The organism is Streptomyces mayonensis (assembly GCF_018982965.1).
Classification (GTDB): domain Bacteria; phylum Actinomycetota; class Actinomycetes; order Streptomycetales; family Streptomycetaceae; genus Streptomyces; species Streptomyces mayonensis.
In genome coordinates this window covers 1-23,921 of the sequence record NZ_JACBYP010000095.1, presented here as the reverse complement: position 1 = coordinate 23,921, position 23,921 = coordinate 1, and the positions used below count along the sequence as shown (strand labels likewise).

19 protein-coding genes are annotated in these 23,921 nt (G+C 71.9%); 16 read left to right on the top strand and 3 right to left on the bottom strand.

Translation table 11 applies throughout. From position 1 onward, the window contains the following. Nucleotides 1–174: 174 nt before the first annotated feature. Nucleotides 175–2,718, top strand: coding sequence for a GTP pyrophosphokinase (gene relA / locus HZS56_RS28130; RefSeq protein WP_216723602.1), 2,544 nt, complete (start codon nucleotides 175–177; stop codon nucleotides 2,716–2,718). A gap of 101 nt (nucleotides 2,719–2,819) precedes the next feature. On the opposite strand, the gene HZS56_RS28125 is transcribed toward relA, so the two are convergent. Together HZS56_RS28125 and HZS56_RS28120 are read right to left on the bottom strand one after the other, a co-directional pair. Then, nucleotides 2,820–4,049 carry a DUF349 domain-containing protein gene (locus HZS56_RS28125; protein ID WP_216723601.1) on the bottom strand — a complete coding sequence of 410 codons (1,230 nt, stop codon included), beginning with the start codon at nucleotides 4,047–4,049 and terminating at the stop codon, nucleotides 2,820–2,822. Between the two features lie 135 nt (nucleotides 4,050–4,184). Then, complete coding sequence (locus HZS56_RS28120; RefSeq protein WP_216723600.1) at nucleotides 4,185–5,036, bottom strand: peptidylprolyl isomerase; 852 nt, start codon at nucleotides 5,034–5,036, stop codon at nucleotides 4,185–4,187. 183 nt (nucleotides 5,037–5,219) lie between these two features. On the opposite strand from HZS56_RS28120, the gene HZS56_RS28115 reads away from it, so the two are divergent. The 5 genes from HZS56_RS28115 (at nucleotide 5,220) to rpsD (ending at nucleotide 10,453) form a co-directional block, all read left to right on the top strand. Then, nucleotides 5,220–5,927, top strand: a complete 708-nt coding sequence (locus HZS56_RS28115; RefSeq protein WP_216723599.1) for an MBL fold metallo-hydrolase — start codon at nucleotides 5,220–5,222, stop codon at nucleotides 5,925–5,927. Nucleotides 5,928–5,940: 13 nt separating this feature from the next. Further along, the gene (gene hisS / locus HZS56_RS28110) at nucleotides 5,941–7,203 is read left to right on the top strand and encodes a histidine--tRNA ligase (protein WP_216723598.1); all 1,263 of its coding nucleotides are present in this window, start codon (nucleotides 5,941–5,943) and stop codon (nucleotides 7,201–7,203) included. A gap of 189 nt (nucleotides 7,204–7,392) precedes the next feature. Next, a complete protein-coding gene (locus HZS56_RS28105) occupies nucleotides 7,393–8,055 on the top strand; it encodes a vitamin K epoxide reductase family protein (protein WP_216723597.1) in 663 nt (220 codons plus the stop codon). Between the two features lie 129 nt (nucleotides 8,056–8,184). Beyond that, a complete protein-coding gene (locus tag HZS56_RS28100; RefSeq protein WP_216723596.1) occupies nucleotides 8,185–9,540 on the top strand; it encodes a replication-associated recombination protein A in 1,356 nt (451 codons plus the stop codon). Between the two features lie 298 nt (nucleotides 9,541–9,838). Beyond that, complete coding sequence (gene rpsD, locus HZS56_RS28095; RefSeq protein WP_007447552.1) at nucleotides 9,839–10,453, top strand: 30S ribosomal protein S4; 615 nt, start codon at nucleotides 9,839–9,841, stop codon at nucleotides 10,451–10,453. A gap of 31 nt (nucleotides 10,454–10,484) precedes the next feature. On the opposite strand, the gene HZS56_RS28090 is transcribed toward rpsD, so the two are convergent. After that, complete coding sequence (locus HZS56_RS28090) at nucleotides 10,485–12,671, bottom strand: ATP-binding protein (RefSeq protein ID WP_216723595.1); 2,187 nt, start codon at nucleotides 12,669–12,671, stop codon at nucleotides 10,485–10,487. A 186-nt stretch (nucleotides 12,672–12,857) separates the two neighbouring features. Between HZS56_RS28090 and HZS56_RS28085 the strand changes: the two genes are divergently transcribed. The 10 genes from HZS56_RS28085 to HZS56_RS28040 all read left to right on the top strand — a co-directional run bounded on the left by HZS56_RS28085 (nucleotide 12,858) and on the right by HZS56_RS28040 (nucleotide 23,523). Further along, nucleotides 12,858–13,298, top strand: coding sequence for a DUF948 domain-containing protein (locus HZS56_RS28085; protein WP_216723594.1), 441 nt, complete (start codon nucleotides 12,858–12,860; stop codon nucleotides 13,296–13,298). Between the two features lie 7 nt (nucleotides 13,299–13,305). Beyond that, nucleotides 13,306–13,668: a hypothetical protein gene (locus tag HZS56_RS28080; RefSeq protein ID WP_216723593.1), complete on the top strand. Its 363-nt coding sequence runs from the start codon at nucleotides 13,306–13,308 to the stop codon at nucleotides 13,666–13,668. Then, on the top strand, nucleotides 13,668–16,340 hold the full coding sequence (alaS, locus tag HZS56_RS28075) for an alanine--tRNA ligase (protein ID WP_216723592.1): 2,673 nt from the start codon (nucleotides 13,668–13,670) through the stop codon (nucleotides 16,338–16,340). Before HZS56_RS28080 ends, alaS begins: the two co-directional genes overlap by 1 nt. Beyond that, entirely contained in the window at nucleotides 16,337–16,840 is a 504-nt protein-coding gene (ruvX, locus tag HZS56_RS28070; protein ID WP_216723591.1) for a Holliday junction resolvase RuvX, read from the top strand. The genes alaS and ruvX overlap by 4 nt, the downstream gene beginning before the upstream one ends. A gap of 128 nt (nucleotides 16,841–16,968) precedes the next feature. Next, nucleotides 16,969–18,696 (top strand): endolytic transglycosylase MltG, encoded by a 1,728-nt coding sequence (gene mltG / locus HZS56_RS28065; protein ID WP_216723590.1) that lies wholly within the window; start codon nucleotides 16,969–16,971, stop codon nucleotides 18,694–18,696. Continuing rightward, on the top strand, nucleotides 18,674–19,519 hold the full coding sequence (locus HZS56_RS28060; protein ID WP_216723589.1) for a shikimate dehydrogenase: 846 nt from the start codon (nucleotides 18,674–18,676) through the stop codon (nucleotides 19,517–19,519). The genes mltG and HZS56_RS28060 overlap by 23 nt, the downstream gene beginning before the upstream one ends. Before the next feature lie 177 nt (nucleotides 19,520–19,696). Continuing rightward, on the top strand, nucleotides 19,697–20,881 hold the full coding sequence (gene aroC, locus HZS56_RS28055; protein ID WP_216723588.1) for a chorismate synthase: 1,185 nt from the start codon (nucleotides 19,697–19,699) through the stop codon (nucleotides 20,879–20,881). Nucleotides 20,882–20,913: 32 nt separating this feature from the next. Further along, nucleotides 20,914–21,396, top strand: a complete 483-nt coding sequence (locus HZS56_RS28050) for a shikimate kinase (protein WP_216723610.1) — start codon at nucleotides 20,914–20,916, stop codon at nucleotides 21,394–21,396. Beyond that, nucleotides 21,393–22,484, top strand: coding sequence for a 3-dehydroquinate synthase (aroB, locus tag HZS56_RS28045; RefSeq protein ID WP_216723587.1), 1,092 nt, complete (start codon nucleotides 21,393–21,395; stop codon nucleotides 22,482–22,484). The genes HZS56_RS28050 and aroB overlap by 4 nt, the downstream gene beginning before the upstream one ends. Nucleotides 22,485–22,647: 163 nt before the next feature. Next, a complete protein-coding gene (locus HZS56_RS28040) occupies nucleotides 22,648–23,523 on the top strand; it encodes a Pro-rich N-terminal domain-containing protein (protein ID WP_216723586.1) in 876 nt (291 codons plus the stop codon). Nucleotides 23,524–23,921: the final 398 nt, after the last annotated feature.

The window sequence follows — 23,921 nt, the reverse complement described above, 5'->3', positions numbered from 1 at the left end:
CGGGACGCGCGTGGGACGTCTGGGACGGGCCCGGAGGAATCCGGCGCCCGCCTCAGACGTTTCAGCTGTTGACGGGCCTCACACCGGCCTGAAAGCGATCCCCGGGGGCAGGATCGCTACCATGGGGTCTCCGGAGCCTGACCGGGGGACCCGGATCGCGCACGAGGAGTCCTCTTGCCAGACGAGGCCCAGCCACTGACCGCCGCAAAGCCCGAGTCCGCCTCGGCGCCCGCGGCGAAGCCCGCGCCGACCGCGCCCCAGGCGAAGAACGACACGCACGGGCCGATCCGGCACGCCCCGTCCGCGCCGGTCGACAAGCCCGCCGAGCAGCAGTCGCGCCCCAAGCCCATGCCGTCCGAGCGCCCGCAGAACGCGCCCGTGGTCCGCGCCCCCGCCGGGCAGCCCACCCGCTCCGGCTCCTCCAACCGCGTCCGCGCCCGCCTCGCCCGCCTCGGCGTGCAGCGCGCCAACCCGTACAACCCGGTCCTGGAGCCGCTGCTGCGCATAGTGCGCGGCAACGACCCCAAGATCGAGACGGCGACCCTGCGCCAGATCGAGCGCGCCTACCAGGTCGCCGAGCGCTGGCACCGCGGCCAGAAGCGCAAGAGCGGCGACCCGTACATCACGCACCCGCTCGCCGTCACCACCATCCTCGCCGAGCTGGGCATGGACCCGGCCACGCTGATGGCCGGGCTGCTGCACGACACCGTCGAGGACACCGAGTACGGCCTGGAGGACCTGCGCCGCGACTTCGGCGACGTGGTCACCCTGCTCGTCGACGGCGTCACCAAGCTGGACAAGGTCAAGTTCGGCGAGGCCGCGCAGGCCGAGACCGTGCGCAAGATGGTCGTCGCCATGGCCAAGGACCCGCGCGTCCTGGTCATCAAGCTCGCCGACCGGCTGCACAACATGCGCACCATGCGCTACCTCAAGCGCGAGAAGCAGGAGAAGAAGGCGCGCGAGACCCTGGAGATCTACGCGCCGCTCGCCCACCGCCTCGGCATGAACACCATCAAGTGGGAGCTGGAGGACCTCGCCTTCGCGATCCTCTACCCCAAGATGTACGACGAGATCGTCCGCCTGGTCGCCGAGCGTGCCCCCAAGCGCGACGAGTACCTCGCCGTCGTCACCGACGAGGTCCAGCAGGACCTGCGCGCCGCCCGCATCAAGGCGACCGTCACCGGCCGCCCCAAGCACTACTACAGCGTCTACCAGAAGATGATCGTCCGCGGCCGGGACTTCGCGGAGATCTACGACCTGGTCGGCATCCGCGTCCTGGTGGACACCGTCCGCGACTGCTACGCGGCGCTCGGCACGGTCCACGCCCGCTGGAACCCGGTTCCGGGGCGGTTCAAGGACTACATCGCGATGCCCAAGTTCAACATGTACCAGTCGCTGCACACGACGGTCATCGGGCCCGGCGGCAAGCCGGTCGAGCTGCAGATCCGCACCTTCGACATGCACCGCCGCGCGGAGTACGGCATCGCCGCGCACTGGAAGTACAAGCAGGAGGCCGTCGCCGGCGCCTCCAAGGTGCGCACCGACGCCCCCAGGTCGTCCGGCAAGAGCAAGGACGACCACCTCAACGACATGGCGTGGCTGCGGCAGCTCCTCGACTGGCAGAAGGAGACCGAGGACCCCGGTGAGTTCCTGGAGTCCCTGCGCTTCGACCTCTCCCGCAACGAGGTCTTCGTCTTCACCCCCAAGGGCGACGTCATAGCGCTCCCCGCGGGTGCCACCCCCGTGGACTTCGCCTACGCCGTCCACACCGAGGTCGGCCACCGGACCATAGGAGCACGGGTCAACGGGCGGCTGGTGCCGCTGGAGTCCACCCTGGACAACGGCGACCTGGTGGAGGTCTTCACCTCCAAGGCGGCCGGCGCGGGCCCCTCCCGCGACTGGCTGGGCTTCGTGAAGTCCCCGCGCGCCCGCAACAAGATCCGCGCCTGGTTCTCCAAGGAGCGCCGCGACGAGGCGATCGAGCAGGGCAAGGACGCCATCGTCCGTGCGATGCGCAAGCAGAACCTGCCGATCCAGCGCATCCTGACCGGCGACTCCCTGGTCACGCTCGCCCACGAGATGCGCTACTCGGACATCTCCGCGCTGTACGCGGCGATCGGCGAGGGACACGTCTCCGCGCCGAACATCGTGCAGAAACTCGTCCAGGCACTCGGTGGCGAGGAAGCGGCCACCGAGGAGATCGACGAGTCGGTTCCGCCGGCCCGCGGTCGCGGCCGCAAACGCCGGGCCAACGCCGATCCGGGCGTCGTCGTCAAGGGCGTCGACGACGTGTGGGTCAAGCTGGCCCGATGTTGTACGCCCGTTCCCGGCGACCCGATCATCGGCTTCGTCACCCGCGGCAGCGGCGTGTCCGTTCACCGCAGCGACTGCGTGAACGTGGACTCGCTGTCCCGTGAGCCCGAGCGGATCCTCGAGGTCGAGTGGGCGCCCACCCAGTCCTCCGTCTTCCTGGTCGCCATCCAGGTCGAGGCCCTGGACCGCTCCCGGCTCCTGTCGGACGTCACCCGCGTCCTCTCCGACCAGCACGTCAACATCCTCTCGGCGGCCGTACAGACCTCCCGCGACCGGGTCGCCACCTCCCGCTTCACCTTCGAGATGGGCGACCCGAAGCACCTCGGGCACGTCCTGAAGGCCGTACGCGGTGTGGAGGGCGTCTACGACGTCTACCGGGTCACGTCGGCGCGCCGGCCGTCGTAGGAGGGCGCACAGCGCCCACGAGAACAGCGCACACGAGAGGGGCTCCCGTACGACGCGTACGGGAGCCCCTCTCGCGCGGTGTCAGCCGCTTTCGCGCGGTGTCAGCCGCCGAACTCGTGCAGCCCCTTCAGCGCCTGGTCCAGCAGGGCCTGCCGGCCCTGCAGCTCACGCTCCAGCTTGTCCGCCTTGGCGGTGTTGCCCTGGGCGCGCGCCTGGTCGATCTGCGCGCGCAGCTTGTCCACGGCGGCCTGGAGCTGACCGGTCAGGCCCTCGGCACGCGCGCGTGCCTCGGGGTTGGTCCGGCGCCACTCGGCCTCCTCGGCCTCCTGGAGGGCGCGCTCGACGGCGTGCATCCGTCCCTCGACCTTCGACCGGGCGTCCCGCGGGACGTGACCGATGGCCTCCCAGCGCTCGTTGACCGAGCGGAACGCGGCACGGGCCGCCTTCAGATCGGTGACCGGGACGAGCCGCTCGGCCTCCACGGCCAGCTCCTCCTTGAGCTTCAGGTTCTCCGCCTGCTCGGCGTCCCGCTCGGCGAAGACCGAGCTGCGGGCGGCGAAGAACACGTCCTGGGCGCCGCGGAAGCGGTTCCACAGATCGTCCTCGTGCTCCCGCTGGGCACGGCCCGCGGCCTTCCACTCGGACATCAGGTCGCGGTAGCGCGCGGCCGTCGGTCCCCAGTCCGTCGAGTTCGACAGCGCCTCCGCCTCGGAGACGAGCCGCTCCTTGGTCCGGCGGGCCTCCTCGCGCTGCGCGTCCAGCTGCGCGAAGTGCTGCTTGCGGCGCTTGGAGAACGCCGAGCGCGCGTGCGAGAAGCGGTGCCACAGCTCGTCGTCGGACTTGCGGTCCAGACGCGGCAGGCCCTTCCAGGTGTCGACCAGGGAGCGCAGCCGCTCGCCGGCCGCCCGCCACTGGTCGGAGCCGGCCAGCTCCTCGGCCTCGGCGACCAGCGCCTCCTTGGCACCGCGCGCCTCGTCGGACTGTTTGGCGCGCTGCGCCTTGCGCTCCTCGCGCCGCGACTCCACGGACGCGACGAGCTTGTCGAGGCGGGCCCGCAGCGCGTCCAGGTCGCCGACCGCATGGTGCGCGTCCACCTGCTCGCGCAGGTGGTCGATGGCGGTCTGGGCGTCCTTCGCCGACAGGTCGGTGGTCTTGACGCGCTTCTCGAGGAGGCCGATCTCCACAACCAGGCCTTCGTACTTGCGTTCGAAATAGGCCAGCGCCTCCTCGGGGGAGCCCGCCTGCCAGGAACCGACGACCTTCTCGCCGTCGGCCGTACGCACGTACACGGTCCCCGTCTCGTCGACGCGGCCCCACGGGTCGCTGCTCACAGCGCCTCCTCCACATGATGCCCGTGGAGGGATTCGCTTCCCCCGGGCATCGTCCACAGTTTCGTCACGGCCAACATAGGCGACCGGCGGGTGGCCTGTCCGCATCCCGCACGACCGAACTTTCGCTGCTGAGGGTCAGGATTTCGTGACGGTGGCCTTGTCGATCACGACCGTCGCGTTGGGCGCGGTGTTGCCGGTGGTGGGGTCGGGCTCCTGGGCGCCGGCGGCCGCGATCTTCTTGAGAACGGTCATGCCGTCCTCGGAGACGGTGCCGAACGGCGTGTAGTCCGGCGGCAGCTGGCTGTCCTGGTACACCAGGAAGAACTGGCTGCCCCCGGTGTCCCGCCCCTGCTGCGTCTGCGCGTTGTACTGGTTCGCCATCGCGACCGTCCCCGCCGGGTACACGTTGCCCTTGAGGCTCTCGTCCTTGAGGTTCTCGTCGGGGATCGTGTAGCCGGGCCCGCCCGCGCCGGTGCCCTGGGGATCACCGCACTGAAGGACGTAGATGCCCTCGGGGGTCAGCCGGTGGCACTTGGTGTGGTCGAAGAAGCCCTTGCCCGCCAGGAAGGCGAACGAGTTGACGGTGTGCGGTGCCGCGTCCGCCTTCAGCGCGATGTCTATGTCGCCGCAGGTCGTCGCCAGCTTCATGGTGTACTTCGCCGACTTGTCGACGGTCATCGCAGGTTCCTTCTTCCAGGTCTGCGTCTTGACCTCGCCCTCGGCGGGCTTGTCGCACGGGTCCGGCGCCTTGCTGCTCGCCGAGGCGCTCGGGGTCACCTCCGCGTTCGCGTTGGCCGTGTCGTCGTCGTCCCCGAGGACCACCCCGGTCGTGTACAGCGCGACACTGCCGATCAGGATCACGCCGAGCACCGACGCGATCGCCGCGTTGCGCATCCGCGCCTTGCGCCGTGCGGAGGTGCGGCGCTGCTGCTGCCGCAAGAACTTCTCCCGGGCGAGCTGACGCCGCCGCTGCTCCTGGCTGACCACCGGGTTCTCTCCTCATGCGTCTTCGTGTGCCGACCGGTACGCGTGGGTGCGATGAGCCGACCGTGGGCGTGTAGCCCCGTACCGTATATGGGTTCGCTGAGGAAACGGCACCGCCGGTAGGCTCTGACCCTGGGCGCGGCCCGTTCGCAAGCCCACCCGAACCGACCCGAACGAAGGACGATCGTGCTCATTGCCGGGTTCCCGGCCGGCGCCTGGGGAACGAACTGCTATCTCGTCGCCCCCGCCGCCGGCGAGGAGTGCGTGATCATCGACCCGGGCCACCAGGCGGCCCCCGGAGTCGAGGAAGCGGTCCGCAAGCATCGGCTCAAGCCCGTCGCCGTCGTCCTCACCCACGGCCACATCGACCACGTCGCCTCGGTCGTCCCGGTCTGCGGCGCGCACGACGTGCCCGCCTGGATCCACCCCGACGACCGGTACATGATGAGCGACCCCGAGAAGGGCATCGGCCGCAGCATCGGCATGCCGCTCATGGGCGAGCTGACCGTGGGGGAGCCGGACGACGTCAAGGAGCTGACCGACGGCGCGAAGCTGGCGCTGGCGGGCCTCGAACTGTCGGTCGCGCACGCCCCGGGCCATACCAGGGGGTCGGTGACCTTCGGCCTGCCCGAGGCGGCGGACGTCCCGCCGGTGATGTTCTCGGGCGACCTGCTGTTCGCCGGCTCCGTCGGACGCACCGACCTGCCCGGCGGCTCCATGGACGATCTCCTCGGCTCGCTGGCGCGCGTGTGCCTGCCGCTCGACGACTCGACCGTGGTGCTGTCCGGCCACGGCCCCCAGACCACCATCGGCCAGGAACGCGCCACCAACCCGTATCTGCGGCAGGTGGCCGCCGGCCAGGGCGCCTTCGACGCGCCCCGACGAGGAATGTGACGAGAGACCTTCCGTGAGCACCTTCAAGGCCCCCAAGGGCACGTACGACCTGCTGCCGCCGGAGTCCGCCAAGTACCTGGCGGTGCGCGAGGCGATCGCCGCCCCGCTGCGCAACTCCGGCTACGGCTACATCGAGACGCCCGGTTTCGAGAACGTCGAGCTGTTCGCGCGCGGTGTCGGCGAGTCGACCGACATCGTGACCAAGGAGATGTACGTCTTCGAGACCAGGGGCGGCGACCGCCTCGCCCTGCGCCCGGAGACCACCGCCTCCGTGCTCCGCGCGGTGCTCGAGGCCAACCTGCACAAGGCGGGCAACCTGCCGGTGAAGGTCTGGTACTCGGGCTCGCAGTACCGCTACGAGCGCCCCCAGAAGGGCCGTTACCGCCACTTCTCCCAGGTCGGCGCGGAGGCGATCGGTGCCGAGGACCCGGCCCTGGACGCCGAACTGATCATCCTGGCCGACCAGTCGTACCGCGCGCTGGGCCTGCGGAACTTCCGCATCCTGCTCAACAGCCTCGGCGACAAGGAGTGCCGCCCCGTCTACCGGGCCGCGCTCCAGGACTTCCTGCACGGCCTCGACCTGGACGAGGAGACGCTGCGCCGCGCGGAGATCAACCCGCTGCGCGTCCTGGACGACAAGCGCCCCGAGGTCCAGAAGCAGCTCACCGGCGCCCCGCTGCTGGGCGACTACCTGTGCGACGCCTGCAAGGCGTACCACGAGGAGGTGCGGTCACTGCTGCTGGCCCAGGGCGTGACCTTCGAGGACGACCCGAAGCTGGTCCGCGGCCTGGACTACTACACCCGCACGACCTTCGAGTTCGTCCACGACGGCCTCGGCTCGCAGTCCGCGGTGGGCGGCGGCGGCCGCTACGACGGGCTGTCGGAGATGATCGGCGGCCCCTCCCTGCCGTCGGTCGGCTGGGCCCTCGGCGTCGACCGCACCGTCCTCGCCCTTCAGGCGGAGGGCATCGAACCGGACATCCCGTCGGCCACCTCGGTCTTCGCGGTGCCGCTCGGCGAGGAGGCCCGCCGGATCCTGTTCGCCAAGGTCACCGAGTTGCGCAAGAACGGCGTCGCCGCCGACTTCGCCTACGGCGGCAAGGGCCTGAAGGCCGCGATGAAGGCGGCCAACCGCTCCGGCGCCCGCTACGCCCTGGTCCTCGGCGAGCGCGACCTGGCCGAGGGCGTCGTCCAGCTCAAGGACATGGAGTCCGGCGAGCAGACCGCCGTCGGCGTCAACGAGATCGTGGCGGAGCTGGAGTCGAGGCTCGGGTAGAGGCACCTCTTCCGGGGCACGCGTTCTCGTCCACGTGTGCCCCTGGAGAACGGAGGGTGGCCGGAACACGCCACTTCGGAGTGAGTACCGGTCCGTTCATATGTTCATCGAACGGTGGCCCTACAGGGTGGTACGGCACAATGGCCCTGCCCGAAGCAGGTCCCACTCTCAAGTGACGGAATCGGCGTGATGAGCAAGACGACAGTGAAGGACGCCTCCACCGTGGCAGAGCCCGCGCCGGACCCCGCCGCCGGAGCAGCGCGCACCGAGGGCGGCAGCCGGGCCCTCGCGCTGCTGCTGGTGATCACGGGCGCGGCCGGCCTGCTCGCTGCCTGGGTCATCACGATCGACAAGCAGAAGATCCTCGAGGCCAAGGTCGCCGGCACCACGTTCACGCCCGGCTGCAGCCTCAACCCGGTCGTCTCCTGCGGCAACATCATGGAGAGCGACCAGGCCTCCGTCTTCGGCTTCCCCAACCCCATGCTCGGCCTGGTCGCCTACGGCATGGTGGTCTGCGTCGGCATGAGCCTGCTCGCCCGCGCCACCTACCCGCGCTGGTACTGGCTCACCTTCAACGCCGGCTGCCTGTTCGGCGTCGCCTTCGTCTCCTGGCTGCAGTTCCAGTCCCTGTACCGGATCAACTCGCTGTGCCTGTGGTGCTGCCTGGCCTGGGTCGCCACGATCCTGATGTTCTGGTACGTGACGTCCTTCAACGTCCGCAAGGGCTTCCTGCCCGCGCCGGGCTGGCTGCGCGGCTTCTTCGGCGAGTTCACCTGGGTCCTGCCGGTACTGCACATCGGCATCATCGGCATGATGGTCCTCACCCGCTGGTGGGACTTCTGGACCAGCTGACGGACCGGCCGAGGGGCCGGCCGACGGCCCGCCCGACGTGCCGGCTGACGGCCCGCTCGACGGGCCTTCCGGCCGGCCGGGTCCACCGGCCCCGTCGCGTTGTCGGTGCGGTCCTTTAGGGTTCATGGCGTGGAGCCCGACCTGTTCACCGCCGCAGCCGAAGAACGCCAGGAGAAGGACCCGACCGGCAGCCCCCTCGCCGTGCGGATGCGTCCGCGCACCCTCGACGAGGTCGTCGGCCAGCAGCACCTGCTCAAGCCCGGTTCCCCCCTGCGCCGCCTGGTCGGCGAGGGCGGCTCCGGACCCGCCGGTCCCTCCTCGGTCATCCTCTGGGGCCCGCCGGGCACCGGCAAGACCACCCTGGCCTACGTCGTCTCCAAGGCCACCAACAAGCGCTTCGTGGAACTGTCGGCGATCACCGCGGGCGTCAAGGAGGTCCGCGCGGTCATCGACGGCGCCCGCCGCGCCGTCGGGGGGTACGGCAAGGAGACCGTCCTCTTCCTCGACGAGATCCACCGCTTCAGCAAGGCCCAGCAGGACTCCCTGCTCCCGGCCGTCGAGAACCGCTGGGTCACCCTGATCGCCGCCACCACCGAGAACCCGTACTTCTCGGTGATCTCCCCGCTGCTCTCCCGCTCCCTCCTCCTCACCCTCGAACCGCTGACCGACGACGACGTCCGCGGCCTGCTCCGCCGGGCCCTCGCCGACGAGCGGGGACTCGCCGGAGCCGTCGCCCTGCCCGAGGACACCGAGGAGCACCTGCTGCGCATCGCGGGCGGCGACGCCCGCCGGGCGCTGACGGCGCTGGAGGCCGCCGCCGGGGCCGCGCTCGACAAGGGCGAGACGGAGGTCGGCCTGACCACGCTGGAGGAGACGGTCGACCGGGCCGCCGTGAAGTACGACCGCGACGGCGACCAGCACTACGACGTCGCCAGCGCCCTGATCAAGTCCATCCGCGGCTCCGACGTGGACGCCGCCCTGCACTACCTGGCCCGGATGATCGAGGCCGGCGAGGACCCCCGCTTCATCGCACGGCGCCTGATGATCTCCGCCAGCGAGGACATCGGTCTGGCCGACCCGAACGCGCTGCCGACCGCCGTGGCCGCCGCGCAGGCCGTCGCCATGATCGGCTTCCCCGAGGCCGCCCTCACCCTCAGCCACGCCACCATCGCCCTCGCCCTGGCCCCGAAGTCCAACGCCGCCACCACCGCCATCGGGGCCGCCCTGGACGACGTGCGCAAGGGGCACGCCGGACCGGTCCCGGCGCACCTGCGCGACAGCCACTACAAGGGCGCCGGCAAGCTCGGGCACGGACAGGGATACGTGTACCCGCACGACCTGCCGGAGGGCATCGCCGCCCAGCAGTACGCCCCGGACGAGCTGAAGGACCGGACGTACTACGCGCCGACCCGGCACGGCGCCGAGGCCCGGTACGCGGACGCCGTGGAGTGGACCCGCGGCCACCTCGGTCGCAAGCGGTCCTGAGCAGCCTGTAGAATCCCCCGGAGTGCCGAGTACCGTGCTGTCAGAACGGGACAACCGGCCGGAACCCCCAGCGGGTTCCAGGAGCGTCGCGCACCGTCGACCGGTGTCGCGGGCAGCCCACCACCACCCGGCTTCCGGGAGCGGTCGGTGGGCCACTCGCGTGCTGCACGTATGTGCCCAGACCAGGGGAGCGGCTGCCCGGCAGGTTCCCGAGCGGACCCGGCGGGATTCCCCCGGCTGCGGATTGCGACCTCCCAGGACACTGACAAGCCGGAAATCCAGAGAAGAGACACAGACAGTGGCGAACCAGTCCCGCCCCAAGGTCAAGAAGTCGCGTGCCCTCGGCATCGCGCTGACCCCGAAGGCCGTCAAGTACTTCGAGGCCCGCCCCTACCCGCCGGGCGAGCACGGCCGCGGCCGCAAGCAGAACTCGGACTACAAGGTCCGGCTGCTCGAGAAGCAGCGTCTGCGCGCGCAGTACGACCTCAGCGAGCGCCAGCTCGTCCGCGCCTACGAGCGTGCCTCCAAGACCAACATGAAGACCGGCGAGGCCCTGGTCATCGAGCTCGAGCGCCGTCTCGACGCGCTGGTCCTGCGTTCGGGCATCGCCCGCACGATCTACCAGGCCCGCCAGATGGTCGTCCACGGCCACATCCAGGTCAACGGCCAGAAGGTCGACAAGCCGTCCTTCCGCGTCCGCCCGGACGACGTCGTGCAGGTGCGCGACCGCTCCAAGGAGAAGACGCTCTTCACCATCGCCCGCGAGGGCGGCTTCGCCCCCGACGGCGAGACCCCGCGCTACCTCCAGGTGAACCTCAAGGCCCTGGCGTTCCGCCTGGACCGCGAGCCGAACCGCAAGGAGATCCCGGTGATCTGCGACGAGCAGCTCGTCGTCGAGTACTACGCCCGCTGACCGCAGCCCGGCGCAGTACCCAGCGGTAGCGTCAGCCCGCCGTCTCCCCGCCCCCTCGGGTGGGCGAGGCGGCGGGCTTCGCCGTCCCCGCGCCCGCCGCGGTCCGCCGGCCGGCCGGACGCGGCCCCGGCAGCGACACCGCGCCGCCCGGCCGGCGCAGCGCCCGTGACACCGCCTCCCGGCGGCCGAGCCGCGCCCCGTGCCGTACGCAGTCCTCGTACCGCTCGTCGCCCAGCTGTTCCCGGGCCGCCGCCTCGCACAGCTCGTGCGGCGCGTTGTAGTGCGCCGAGCCGAACAGCGGCAGCCCCACCGACGGCCACATCCGGCCCGCCGCACCCTGCAGCACCGCGGCCTCCGTCGCGTCGCCCTCCGCCACGGTGACCAGCGCAAGCAGCTCCACCGCCAGCACCGAGCCCAGCTGGTCCCGGAAGCGGTGGGCGCCGCCGAGGCAGTCCGCCAGCAGCGCACGGGCGCGCACCGGGTCGCCGTCGCTCCAGGCCGCGTAGGCCAGGACGTACAGGGCGTACCCCCGGGCCCAGCGCTCACCGTGGTCCTCGCACACCTGGCGCACGTCCGCGCACAGCCGCACCGCCTCCGGCAGATCGCCCTGGAACGCCCGCGTCATCGCCAGCTCCACCTGGCACATCAGCACGTTGCTGTTCAGCTCGCCGATGTCCCGGTAGCGCCGCAACGCCGAGCGCAGCAGCCGCTCCGCGCGCCGCACGTCGTCCGTCACCAGGGCCAGACAGCCCGTGCGGTGCTCCGCGTAGGCCACCGCCGTCGGGTTCGCCGACCGCTCCGCCTCCTCCCGGCACTCCTGCAGCGCCGCCAGCGCGGGCACCGTGTCGCCCTGCAGGATCGCCACGTAGGCCAGGACCCACAGCGCCTTCAGCCGGGACTGCTCGCCCGCCGTCGGCTCCGCGTCCAGCCGCACCGCCTGCTCCAGCCAGCGCCGCCCCTCCGACAGCCGGCCGCAGCCCACCCAGTGGAACCAGAGGGCACCCGCCAGGTACTGGCCCAGGTGCGCCCCGTCGGGCTCGGCCAGGCAGTGCTCCAGGGCACTGCGCAGATTCGGCAGCTCCGCGTCCACCCGGGCGGCCACCTCACCCTGGCGGGGCGAGAACCACTCCAGCTCGCACCAGGTCGCCAGTCCCACGTACCAGTCCCGGTGCCGCCGCCGCAGCCGGTGCGCGTCCCCGGCCGCCTCCAGCCAGTCGGCGCCGTAGGCCCGTACCGAGTCGAGCATCCGGAAACGCACCCCGGCCGGGGTCTCCTCGCGGGACAGCACGGACTGGTCGAGCAGCGCGGAGAGCACGTCCAGCACGTCGTCGGCCGGCAGTTCCCCGCCGCTGCACACGTACTCGGCGGCCTCCAGGTCGAACGGCCCCGCGAACACCGAGAGACGCGCCCACAGCAGCCGCTCCCGGGCCGTGCACAGCTCGTGGCTCCAGCCGATCGCCGTGCGCAGCGTCCGGTGCCGGGGCAGTGCGGCGCGGTCCCCGCCCGTCAGCAGCCGGAAGCGGTCGTCCAGCCGCTGCAGCACCTGCGCCGGCGACAGCGCGCCGAGCCGTCCCGCCGCCAGCTCGATGGCCAGCGGAATCCCGTCCAGGCGCCGGCACAGCTCGCGCACCTCGCCGTGGTCCTCGTCCAGGTCGGCGTCGTAGCCGTAGCTGACGCTGCGCTGCCCCGCCCGGACCGTCAGCAGTTCCACCGCCTCCTCCGGGCCCAGCGGCGCCAGCGGGACCAGCCGTTCGCCGGGCACCTCCAGGGGCCTGCGGCCCACCGCCAGCACCCGGAGCCCGGGGGACCGGCCCAGCAGGTCGGTCACCAGCGCCGCACAGGCGTCCACCAGGTGCTCCACCCCGTCCAGGAGCAGCAGCAGCTCACGCTCGGCCAAGTGCGCGAAGAGCGTCTCGCGCGGCAGCCGGGTCGTGTGGTCGGTCAGCCCCAGCGCCTCCACGACCGCGTAGTCGACGAACTCCGCGTCCCGTACCGGTGCCAGCTGCACCCGCCACACCCCGTCGCGGGGCGAGCGGCGCGCGGCCGCCCGCGCGGCCAGCCGGGACTTGCCGACGCCGCCGGCCCCGGTGACCGTCACGAGCCGCGCGGAGTCCAGGGTCCGGGCGAGCTCCGCCAGCTGTGCCGCTCTGCCCACGAAGGAGTCGAGCTCCAGCGGGAGATTGCCGTGCGGAACGCCGTCGCGCCGATGGTCTCGCATGAAACACGGAGCGTACTGAACCATATTCACTCCGTACAATCGCCGTGCGCGGCTTCACCGGATCACGTCCCGCGCGGACGGCAATCCGGTATGGAGCCCCGTGCGCGGCGCGATAGGCTCGGTGCACGACTTTCCCGATGTTCAAACACGTCTTTGTTCACACGTCTTTCAGGGAGCGGGTGCGCGGTGTCCGGTGGCGAGGTGGCCGGGATCCTGGTGGCCGTCTTCTGGGCGATCCTGGTGTCCTTCCTCGCCGTCGCACTGGCGAGGCTGGCCCAGACGCTCAGGACGACCACCAAGCTCGTGGCGGACGTGACCGACCAGGCCGTCCCGCTGCTGGCCGACGCCTCGTCGGCGGTGCGCAGCGCGCAGACCCAGATCGACCGGGTCGACGCGATCGCCTCCGACGTCCAGGAGGTCGCGTCGAACGCCTCGGCGCTCTCCACCACTGTGGCCTCCACCTTCGGCGGCCCCCTGGTGAAGGTCGCGGCGTTCGGCTACGGCGTGCGCCGGGCACTCGGCGGTCGCAAGGAGGACCCGTCCGACCCGGCCGCCCGGTCGCGCGGCACCGTGATCGTGGGCCGCACGCTCCCGGCCGCGCGGCGGACGAAGCGGAAGAAGGGCTGACCGAGCGATGTTCCGCCGTACGTTCTGGTTCGGCACCGGCGTGGCCGCCGGTGTGTGGGCCACCACCAAGGTCAACCGGAAGCTCAAGCAGCTGACCCCCGACAGCCTCGCCGCCACCGCGGCGAACAAGGCGCTGGACGTGGGCGGCCGGGTCAGGGACCGCGCGGTGGGCTTCGCGCTCGACGTCCGCGACAACATGGCGCGGCGGGAGGCCGAGCTGGACGACGCGCTGGGCCTGAAGGCCCCCGTCGACGCCGACCCGGAGCTGGCGGCTCCGCGGCGCCGTGCCGCCATCGAGAACAGCAACAACCCGAGGTACACCGTCGACGACAGGACGGCGTACTCGTACAACCGGAATGAGGACCACTGATGGAGTCGGCCGAGATTCGTCGCCGCTGGTTGAGCTTCTTCGAGGAGCGCGGTCACACCGTCGTCCCTTCGGCGTCGCTCATCGCGGACGACCCGACTCTGCTCCTCGTCCCGGCCGGCATGGTGCCCTTCAAGCCCTACTTCCTGGGTGAGGTCAAGCCGCCCTTCGACCGCGCCACCAGCGTGCAGAAGTGCGTGCGCACGCCCGACATCGAAGAGGTCGGCAAGACCACCCGCCACGGCACGTTCTTCCAGATGTGCGGCAACTTCTCCTTCGGCGACTACTTCAAGGAAGGCGCCATCACCTACGCCTGGGAGCTGCTCACCAGCCCCCAGGACAAGGGCGGTTACGGTCTCGACCCCGAGCGTCTGTGGATCACCGTCTACCAGGACGACGACGAGGCCGAGCGCATCTGGCACGACGTCGTGGGCGTCCCCTCCGAGCGCATCCAGCGCCTCGGCAAGAAGGACAACTACTGGTCCATGGGCGTCCCCGGCCCCTGCGGCCCCTGCTCCGAGATCAACTACGACCGCGGCCCCGAGTTCGGCGCGGAGGGCGGCCCCGCCGTCAACGACGAGCGGTACGTGGAGATCTGGAACCTCGTCTTCATGCAGTACGAGCGGGGTGAGGGCACCGGCAAGGAGGAGTTCGAGATCCTCGGCGAGCTGCCGAGCAAGAACATCGACACCGGCCTCGGCCTGGAACGCCTCGCCATGATTCTGCAGGGCGTGCAGAACATGTACGAGATCGACACCTCCATGGCCGTCATCAACAAGGCCACCGAACTGACCGGCGTGGCCTACGGCGACGCCCAGGCCTCGGACGTCTCCCTGCGCGTGGTCACCGACCACATGCGCACCTCCGTCATGCTCATCGGTGACGGCGTCACCCCCGGCAACGAGGGCCGCGGCTACGTGCTGCGCCGCATCATGCGCCGCGCCATCCGCAACATGCGCCTGCTCGGCGCCACCGGGCCGGTCGTCAAGGACCTGATCGACGTCGTGATCGGCATGATGGGGCAGCAGTACCCCGAGCTGATCACCGACCGCGAGCGGATCGAGAAGGTCGCCCTCGCCGAGGAGAACGCCTTCCTCAAGACGCTGAAGGCCGGCACCAACATCCTCGACACCGCCGTGAGCGACACCAAGGCCTCCGGCGGCACCGTCCTCGCCGGCGACAAGGCCTTCCTGCTCCACGACACCTGGGGCTTCCCGATCGACCTCACCCTGGAGATGGCCGCCGAGCAGGGGCTCTCCGTGGACGAGGACGGGTTCCGCCGCCTGATGAAGGAGCAGCGCGAGCGCGCCAAGGCCGACGCCCAGGCCAAGAAGACCGGCCACGCCGGTGCCGGTGCCTACCGGGAGATCGCCGACAAGGCCGGCGCCACCGACTTCGTCGGCTACACCGACACCGAGAGCGAGTCCACGATCGTCGGCATCCTCGTCGACGGCGCCTCCTCCCCGGCCGCCACCGAGGGCGACGAGGTCGAGATCGTCCTCGACCGCACCCCGTTCTACGCCGAGGGCGGCGGCCAGATCGGCGACACCGGCCGGATCCGGGTCGACACCGGCGCCGTGATCGAGGTCCGCGACTGCCAGAAGCCGGTGCCGGGCGTGTACGTCCACAAGGGCGTCGTCCAGGTCGGCGAGGTCACCGTCGGCGCCAAGGCCCAGGCCTCCATCGACGACCGCCGCCGCCACGCCATCGCCCGCGCCCACTCGGCCACCCACCTCACCCACCAGGCCCTGCGCGACGCCCTCGGCCCGACGGCCGCGCAGGCCGGGTCCGAGAACCAGCCCGGCCGCTTCCGCTTCGACTTCGGCTCGCCGTCCGCCGTGCCGACGGCCGTGATGACCGACGTCGAGCAGAAGATCAACGAGGTCCTCGCCCGTGACCTCGACGTCCGTGCCGACGTCATGGGCATCGACGAGGCCAAGAAGCAGGGCGCCATCGCCGAGTTCGGCGAGAAGTACGGCGAGCGGGTGCGCGTCGTGACCATCGGCGACTTCTCCAAGGAGCTGTGCGGCGGCACCCACGTGCACAACACCGCCCAGCTCGGCCTGGTCAAGCTGCTCGGCGAGTCCTCCATCGGCTCCGGCGTGCGCCGTATCGAGGCCCTGGTCGGCGTCGACGCCTACCACTTCCTCGCCCGCGAGCACACGGTCGTCGCCCAGCTCCAGGAGCTGATCAAGGGCCGCCCGGAGGAGCTGCCGGAGAAGGTCTCCGCCATGCTCGGCAAGCTCAAGGACGCCGAGAAGGAGATCGAGAAGTTCCGCGCCGAGAAGGTCCTCCAGGCCGCCGGCTCCCTCGCCGACTCGGCACGCGACGTGCGCGGCGTGGCCCTGGTGACCGGGCAGGTCCCGGACGGCACGACCGCCGACGACCTGCGCAAGCTGGTCCTCGACGTGCGCGGCCGGATCCAGGGCGGCCGGGCCGCGGTCGTGGCTCTTTTCACAACTGTGAACGGCAAGCCGCTGACGGTCATCGCCACCAACGAGGCCGCCCGGGAGCGCGGCCTCAAGGCCGGTGACCTGGTGCGCGCGGCGGCCAAGACCCTCGGCGGCGGCGGTGGCGGCAAGCCCGACGTCGCCCAGGGCGGCGGTCAGAACCCGGCGGCCGTCGGCGACGCCGTCGCCGCTGTCGAGCGCCTCGTGGCGGACACCGCCAAGTGAGCACGCCCCAGAGCGACCCGACGGACGGCCCGGCGCTGCGCCGCGGACGGCGCCTGGCCGTCGACGTCGGGGACGCCCGGATCGGGGTCGCCTCGTGCGACCCCGACGGGATCCTCGCCACCCCGGTGGAGACCGTCCCCGGCCGCGACGTACCCGCCGCGCACCGCCGCCTGCGGCAGCTGGCCGAGGAGTACGAGCCGATCGAGGTCGTCGTCGGCCTGCCCCGCTCCCTCAAGGGGGGCGAGGGCCCGGCCGCGGCCAAGGTCAGGCGCTTCGCGCAGGAGCTGGCCCGGGGCATCGCGCCGGTCCCGGTCCGCCTCGTCGACGAACGGATGACCACGGTCACTGCCAGTCAGGGGCTGCGCGCCTCGGGCGTGAGGTCGAAGAAGGGGCGGTCGGTCATCGACCAGGCCGCCGCTGTGATCATCCTCCAGCAGGCACTGGAATCCGAACGGGTGTCAGGCAGGCCACCCGGCGAGGGCGTCGAAGTGGTCATCTGATCGCGGTACGGTAACGTTCCGCGCGATGCGGAGGCATTCGAACAGCCACCGCACAGCAAGAGGCGGAACGGAAGCGGGCCCTTCGGCAAGGGCCCCGGTCCCCGTCGCCTCGCGGCTCTAGGGGATCCATGACTGAGTATGGCCGGGGCCCAGGCTCCGAACCGTGGCGTCCGGAGGACCCGTTGTACGGGGACGGCGGATGGGGCGGGCAGCAGGCCCAGGCGGCCCAGCAGCCCTACGGCGGCCAGCCGCAGCAGTACGCGGAACAGCAGGCTCAGCAGCAGTACGCCCAGTGGGGCGACGGCGGCCAGTCCGCGTACGGCGGCGGGCCCCAGTACGACCAGTACGGCCACCAGCACCCCGAGCCGCGGTACGACCAGTACGGCAGGCCCCAGTACGACCAGCAGCAGTACGACCAGCAGCAGTACGACCAGCAGTACGCTCCGCAGCCGCAGCAGGGCTACGGCAACGGCGGCTGGGACACCGGCGCGCAGGCCCAGTACCCGGCCGACCCGTCCGACCCCTACGGACAGCAGGCCGCGGGCTACGGCCCGGAGCAGCCCGACTTCTACGGCACCCCGGAGGCCTACCCGCCGCCGGAGCCGCCCGCCCGCCGGCGCGCCGAGCCCGAGCCGCAGCGCACCGACTGGGACCCGGGCCCCGACGAGGGAGAGCACGCCTTCTTCGCCGGCCGGGACGCCGACGACGATGACGCCGGCGAGGCGGCGGACGACGGCCGCGAGGACCGCAGGGGCCGGGGCGGCAAGCCCAAGAAACGCCGCAGCGGGTGCGCCTGCCTGGTGGTCTCCCTCGTGCTCGGCGGCGGCGTCGCGGGCATCGGGTACTTCGGCTACCAGTTCTACCAGGACCGTTTCGGCGCGGCCCCGGACTTCGCGGGCGACGGCAACGGCCAGGAGGTGACCGTCACCATCCCCAAGGGAGCCGGCGGGTCCACCATCGGCCAGGAGCTCAAGCGCAGGGGAGTGGTGAAGAGCGTCGACGCCTTCATCTCCGCCCAGCAGAGCAACCCGCAGGGCAAGAGCATCCAGGACGGCGTGTACACGCTGCAGAAGGAGATGTCGGCGAAGAGCGCGATCGAGCTGCTGCTCAGCCCGAAGAGCCGCAGCGTCCTGATCATCTCCGAGGGCAAGCGCAACGCCGACATCTACAAGCTCATCGACAAGCGCCTCGAGGTGAAGGACGGCACCACCGCCAAGGTCGCCGAGTCCGAGTACAAGAGCCTCGGCCTGCCCGACTGGGCGCTGAACCACGACAACGTGAAGGACCCCCTGGAGGGCTTCCTCTACCCGTCCCGGTACTCGGCGGCCAAGGGCCAGAAGCCCGAAGAAGTGCTGAAGCAAATGGTGGCACGTGCCAGTGAGCAGTACGAGAAGCTCGGCCTGGAGAAGAAGGCGTCGGGCCTCGGTCTCGACGGGCCGTGGGAACTGCTCACCGTGGCGAGCCTGCTGCAGGCGGAGGGCAAGACCCACGACGACTTCCGCAAGATGTCCGAGGTCATCTACAACCGGCTCAAGTCCGACAACTACGAGACGAACCAGAAACTCCAGTTCGACTCGTCCTTCAACTACCTGATGGGGCAGAGCAACATCCACATCAGCGAGTCCGAGATCAACAGCAACAAGGACCCGTACAACACCTACACCAACCGGGGGCTGCCGCCCGGACCCATCGGCAACCCCGGTGACGAGGCCCTCCAGGCGGCCATAAACCCGACGAAGGAAGGCTGGTTCTACTTCGTGGCCACCGACGGCCTGAAGGAGACCGAGTTCGCCAAGACCCACGACGAATTCCTGAAGCTGAAGGAAAAGTTCGATGCTGCCAGCGCCACCGGCTGACGGCCGCCGGGCGGCCGTGCTCGGCTCGCCGATCGCCCACTCCCTCTCCCCGGCGCTGCACCGCGCCGCCTACGCGGAGCTCGGACTGACGGACTGGACCTACGGCAGGTTCGAGATCGACGAGGCGGCGCTGCCGGGCTTCCTCGGGGACCTGGGTCCCGAGTGGGCGGGGCTGTCCCTGACCATGCCGCTGAAGCGGGCGGTCATCCCGCTGCTCGACTCCGTCAGCGAGACGGCGGCCTCCGTGGACGCGGTGAACACCGTGGTCTTCGGCGAGGACGGCCGCAGGACCGGCGACAACACCGACATCCCCGGCATGGTCGCCGCCCTGCGCGAGCACGGCGTCGAGAAGGTCGACAGCGCAGCGGTCCTCGGCGCCGGCGCCACCGCGTCCTCGGCCCTCGCCGCCCTGGCCCGGATCTGCACCGGGGAGGTCGCCGTCTACGTCCGCAGCGCGGCCCGCGCCGCCGAGATGCGGGGCTGGGCCGAGCGGCTGGACGTCGACGTGCGCATCGCGGACTGGGCGGACGCCGCGCAGGCGCTGCACGCCCCGCTGGTCGTGGCCACCACTCCGGCCGGCACCACCGACGCCCTCGCCGCCGCCGTCCCCGAGCGGCCCGCCACCCTCTTCGACGTGCTCTACGAGCCCTGGCCCACCGCCCTCGCCGCCCGCTGGTCGATGTACGGAGGCGCCGTCGTGGGCGGCCTCGACCTGCTGCTCCACCAGGCGGTGCTCCAGGTGGAGCAGATGACCGGCCGTACCCCGGCCCCGCTCGCCGCGATGCGTACGGCGGGCGAGCGCGCCCTCGCGGAGCGCGCCTAGCACCGCGTCCTCCGTGTCCCGCCGCCCGTCCGTCTGATGGACCGGCGGCCGGGTCCGGCGCGCGGACGTGGGAGGATCGGAGGCGGCGGACCGGGGCCCGCGCACCCGGTCGGGCCGTCGCCGTACGCGGTCAAGGCGTGTACGGGCATACCGGGGCGCGAGTACTGAGGAGCACCGTTGAGCAGGTTGCGCTGGCTGACCGCGGGGGAGTCCCACGGTCCCGCACTCGTCGCGACGCTGGAGGGTCTGCCCGCCGGCGTGCCGATCACGACGGACATGGTGGCGGACCATCTGGCGAGGCGGCGGCTCGGCTACGGTCGCGGTGCCCGGATGAAGTTCGAGCGCGACGAGGTCACCTTCCTCGGCGGTGTCCGCCACGGCCTCACCCTCGGCTCCCCGGTCGCGGTGATGGTCGGCAACACCGAGTGGCCGAAGTGGGAGCAGGTGATGGCGGCCGACCCGGTGGACCCGGAAGTGCTGGCCGGCCTCGCCCGCAACGCCCCGCTGACCCGGCCCCGCCCCGGGCACGCGGACCTCGCCGGCATGCAGAAGTACGGCTTCGACGAGGCCCGGCCGGTCCTGGAGCGCGCCTCGGCGCGTGAGACGGCGGCCCGGGTGGCGCTGGGCGCGGTGGCCCGGTCGTACCTGAAGGAGACGACCGGCGTCGAGATCGTCAGCCATGTCGTCGAGCTGTGCTCCGTGAAGGCTCCGGCGGGTGTGTACCCCACGCCGGCCGACGTCGAGAAGCTGGACGCCGACCCGTTGCGCTGCCTCGACCCGCAGGCGTCCGAGGCCATGGTCGCCGAGGTCGACCAGGCCCACAAGGACGGCGACACCCTCGGTGGCGTCGTCGAGGTCCTCGCCCACGGCGTGCCGGTGGGCCTCGGCTCGCACGTGCACTGGGACCGCAAGCTCGACGCACGGCTCGCGGGCGCGCTCATGGGCATCCAGGCGATCAAGGGCGTCGAGCTGGGCGACGGCTTCGAGCTGGCCCGCGTGCCCGGTTCCCAGGCCCACGACGAGATCGTCGGCACGCCCGACGGCATCCGCCGGACCTCCGGCCGCTCCGGCGGCACCGAGGGCGGCCTGACCACCGGCGAGCTGCTGCGGGTGCGCGCCGCGATGAAGCCGATCGCCACCGTGCCGCGCGCCCTGCAGACCGTGGACGTGGCCACCGGCGAGGCCACCCAGGCCCACCACCAGCGCTCCGACGTGTCCGCCGTCCCGGCCGCCGGAATCGTCGCGGAGGCCATGGTGGCCCTCGTGCTCGCGGACGCCGTCGCGGAGAAGTTCGGCGGCGACTCGGTGACCGAGACCCGCCGCAACGTCACCTCGTACCTCGACCACCTGGCCATCCGGTGAGCGGGGCACCGCTGGTCGTCCTCGTCGGCCCGATGGGCGTCGGCAAGTCCACCGTCGGGCAGCTGCTGGCCGAGCGGCTCGGTGTCGGCTACCGGGACACGGACGACGACATCGTCGCCGCGCAGGGACGGAGCATCGCCGAGATCTTCGTGGACGAGGGCGAACCCGCCTTCCGCGCGCTGGAGAAGGACGCCGTGCGCACCGCGCTCACCGGGCACGCGGGCGTCCTCGCCCTCGGCGGCGGGGCGATCCTGGACGCGGACACGCGTGCGCTGCTCGCCGGGCAGCGGGTCGTCTACCTCTCGATGGACGTGGAGGAGGCGGTCAGGCGCACCGGCCTGAACGCGGCGCGTCCGCTGCTCGCGGTCAACCCGCGCAAGCAGTGGCGCGAGCTGATGGAGGCGCGCCGGCACCTGTACGAGGAGGTGGCCGCGGCCGTCGTGGCCACCGACGGCCGCACCCCCGAAGAAGTGACCCAAGCCGCCCTGGACGCACTGGAGTTGAAGGAAGCATGAGCGAGGCAGTCACCCGGATCCAGGTCGGCGGCACCGCGGCGTCCGACCCCTACGAGGTCCTGGTGGGCCGTCAGCTCCTGGGCGAGCTCGGCGGCCTGATCGGCACGGGGGCCAGGCGGGTCGCGGTGATCCACCCCGAGGCGCTCGCCGAGACCGGCGACGCCCTGCGGGCCGACCTCGCCGAGCAGGGCTACGACGCGATCGCCGTCCAGGTCCCCAACGCCGAGGAGGCCAAGACCGCCGAGGTCGCCGCCTACTGCTGGAAGGCGCTGGGCCAGTCCGGTTTCACCCGTACCGACGTCATCGTGGGCGTCGGCGGCGGGGCCAGCACCGACCTGGCCGGGTTCGTCGCCGCGACCTGGCTGCGCGGGGTGCGCTGGATCGCCGTCCCCACCACGGTCCTCGCCATGGTGGACGCCGCCGTCGGCGGCAAGACCGGCATCAACACCGCCGAGGGCAAGAACCTCGTCGGGTCCTTCCACCCGCCCGCCGGCGTCCTGTGCGACCTGGCCGCCCTGGACTCGCTCGCGGTCAACGACTACGTCTCCGGGCTGGCCGAGGTCATCAAGGCCGGCTTCATCGCCGACCCGGCGATCCTGGACCTGATCGAGTCCGACCCGCAGGCCGCGCGCACCCCGGCAGGGCCGCACACCGCCGAGCTGATCGTGCGCTCCATCAAGGTCAAGGCCGAGGTCGTCTCCTCCGACCTGAAGGAGGCGGGCCTGCGCGAGATCCTCAACTACGGCCACACCCTCGGCCACGCCATCGAGAAGAACGAGCGCTACAAGTGGCGGCACGGCGCCGCCGTCGCCGTCGGCATGCACTTCGCCGCCGAGCTGGGCCGGCTCGCCGGGCGGCTCGACGACGCCACCGCCGACCGCCACCGCAGCATCCTCGAGGCCGTCGGACTGCCGCTGCACTACCGGCACGACCAGTGGCCCAAGCTGGTCGAGAACATGAAGGTCGACAAGAAGTCCCGCGGCGACCTGCTGCGCTTCATCGTCCTGGACGGCCTCGCCAAGCCCACCGTGCTCGAGGGCCCCGACCCGGCCGTCCTCCTCGCCGCCTACGGCGAGGTGGGCGAGTAGTACCCCGGCGTACCTTGCGCCCGATTCGCCCTGTGGGACGGGCACTTCGCACCGCCTCCGGCCGTTCACCAAACGACGGCCGGGGGCGGTACCGTTCGGTAGCGCGGGTGGTCCCCCTCCCGCGGTCAGCGCCCATCGCCTGTACGAGACGGAGTGGCACCGGATGCAGCACGCAGTGGGTTCTCCGCTGCCGCCGCCCCATCAGCCGGGGCACGGACCGGCCGTTGGCTGGTCCCCGGCCGCACACCACCCGGGCCCGCCCCAGGGACCCGCCCCCGTGCCACCACCTCCGGCGCCCGGGTACCCGATGGCGCCGCGACCGGCCCCGCACCCGGCCCCCGGACAGGGCCCGCAGCAGCCGGCCGCCGGCCCGCCCGCCGGGCCCGCGCCGGAGACCACCGGTCATGTGCCGCTGCCGCCCGGCGGCCCTGTGGCCGTGCCCAGCGTGCCCCCTGCCACCGCCGCCGCCCCCGACCCGACCACGACCACCCTCGCGGTGCTGCTCATCGGCCCCGCGGGCGCCGGCAAGACCAGCGTCGCCAAGTACTGGGCCGAGCACCGCCGGGTCCCCACCGCGCACATCAGCCTCGACGACGTCCGCGAGTGGGTCCGCTCCGGCTTCGCCGACCCCCAGACCGGGTGGAACGAGCACAGTGAGGCGCAGTACCGCCTCGCCCGCCGCACCTGTGGCTTCTCCGCGCGCAACTTCCTCGCCAACGGCATCTCCTGCATCCTCGACGACGCGGTCTTCCCGGACCGCCCCGTCGTGGGCCTCGGCGGGTGGAAACGGCACGTGGGCCCCGGCCTGCTCCCGGTCGTCCTCCTGCCCGGCCTGGACATCGTCCTGGAGCGCAACGCCGAACGCAGCGGCAACCGGCGCCTCACCGACGAGGAGGTCGCCCGCATCCACGGCCGCATGGCCGGCTGGTACGGCTCGGGCCTGCCCATCATCGACAACTCCCAACTGGACGTGCCGGAGACCGCCCACCTCCTGAACGAGGTCCTCTCCCGCTCCATAGCCAGCCCACCGAACTGGTAAGCGCGCCCCGCAGGGGGGGGGCGCGGGGCTGCATCGTCGTGCGGCTCCGCCGCGGGCACGAGAGGCCCCACCGCGTGCAGAAGCCCCACCACCGCAACGCCCACCGGCGCGCAGCCGCCGCGTCACGGCAAGGCCCACCGGCGCGCAGCCTCGCCGTACCACGGCACCCTGCACCGGCATGCAGATGCACCGCGTCACGGCACCCTGCACCGGCGTGCAGCCGCCCCACGGTGTGCAGATGCGCCGCGCCACGGCAACCTGCCCACCGGCGTGCAGGTGCCGCGTCACGGCAAGGCCCACCGGGGCGCAGCCGCGCCGCGTACGGCACCCTGCACCGGCGTGCAGCCGCCCCACGGTGTGCAGATGCGCCGCGCCACGGCAACCTGCCCACCGGCGTG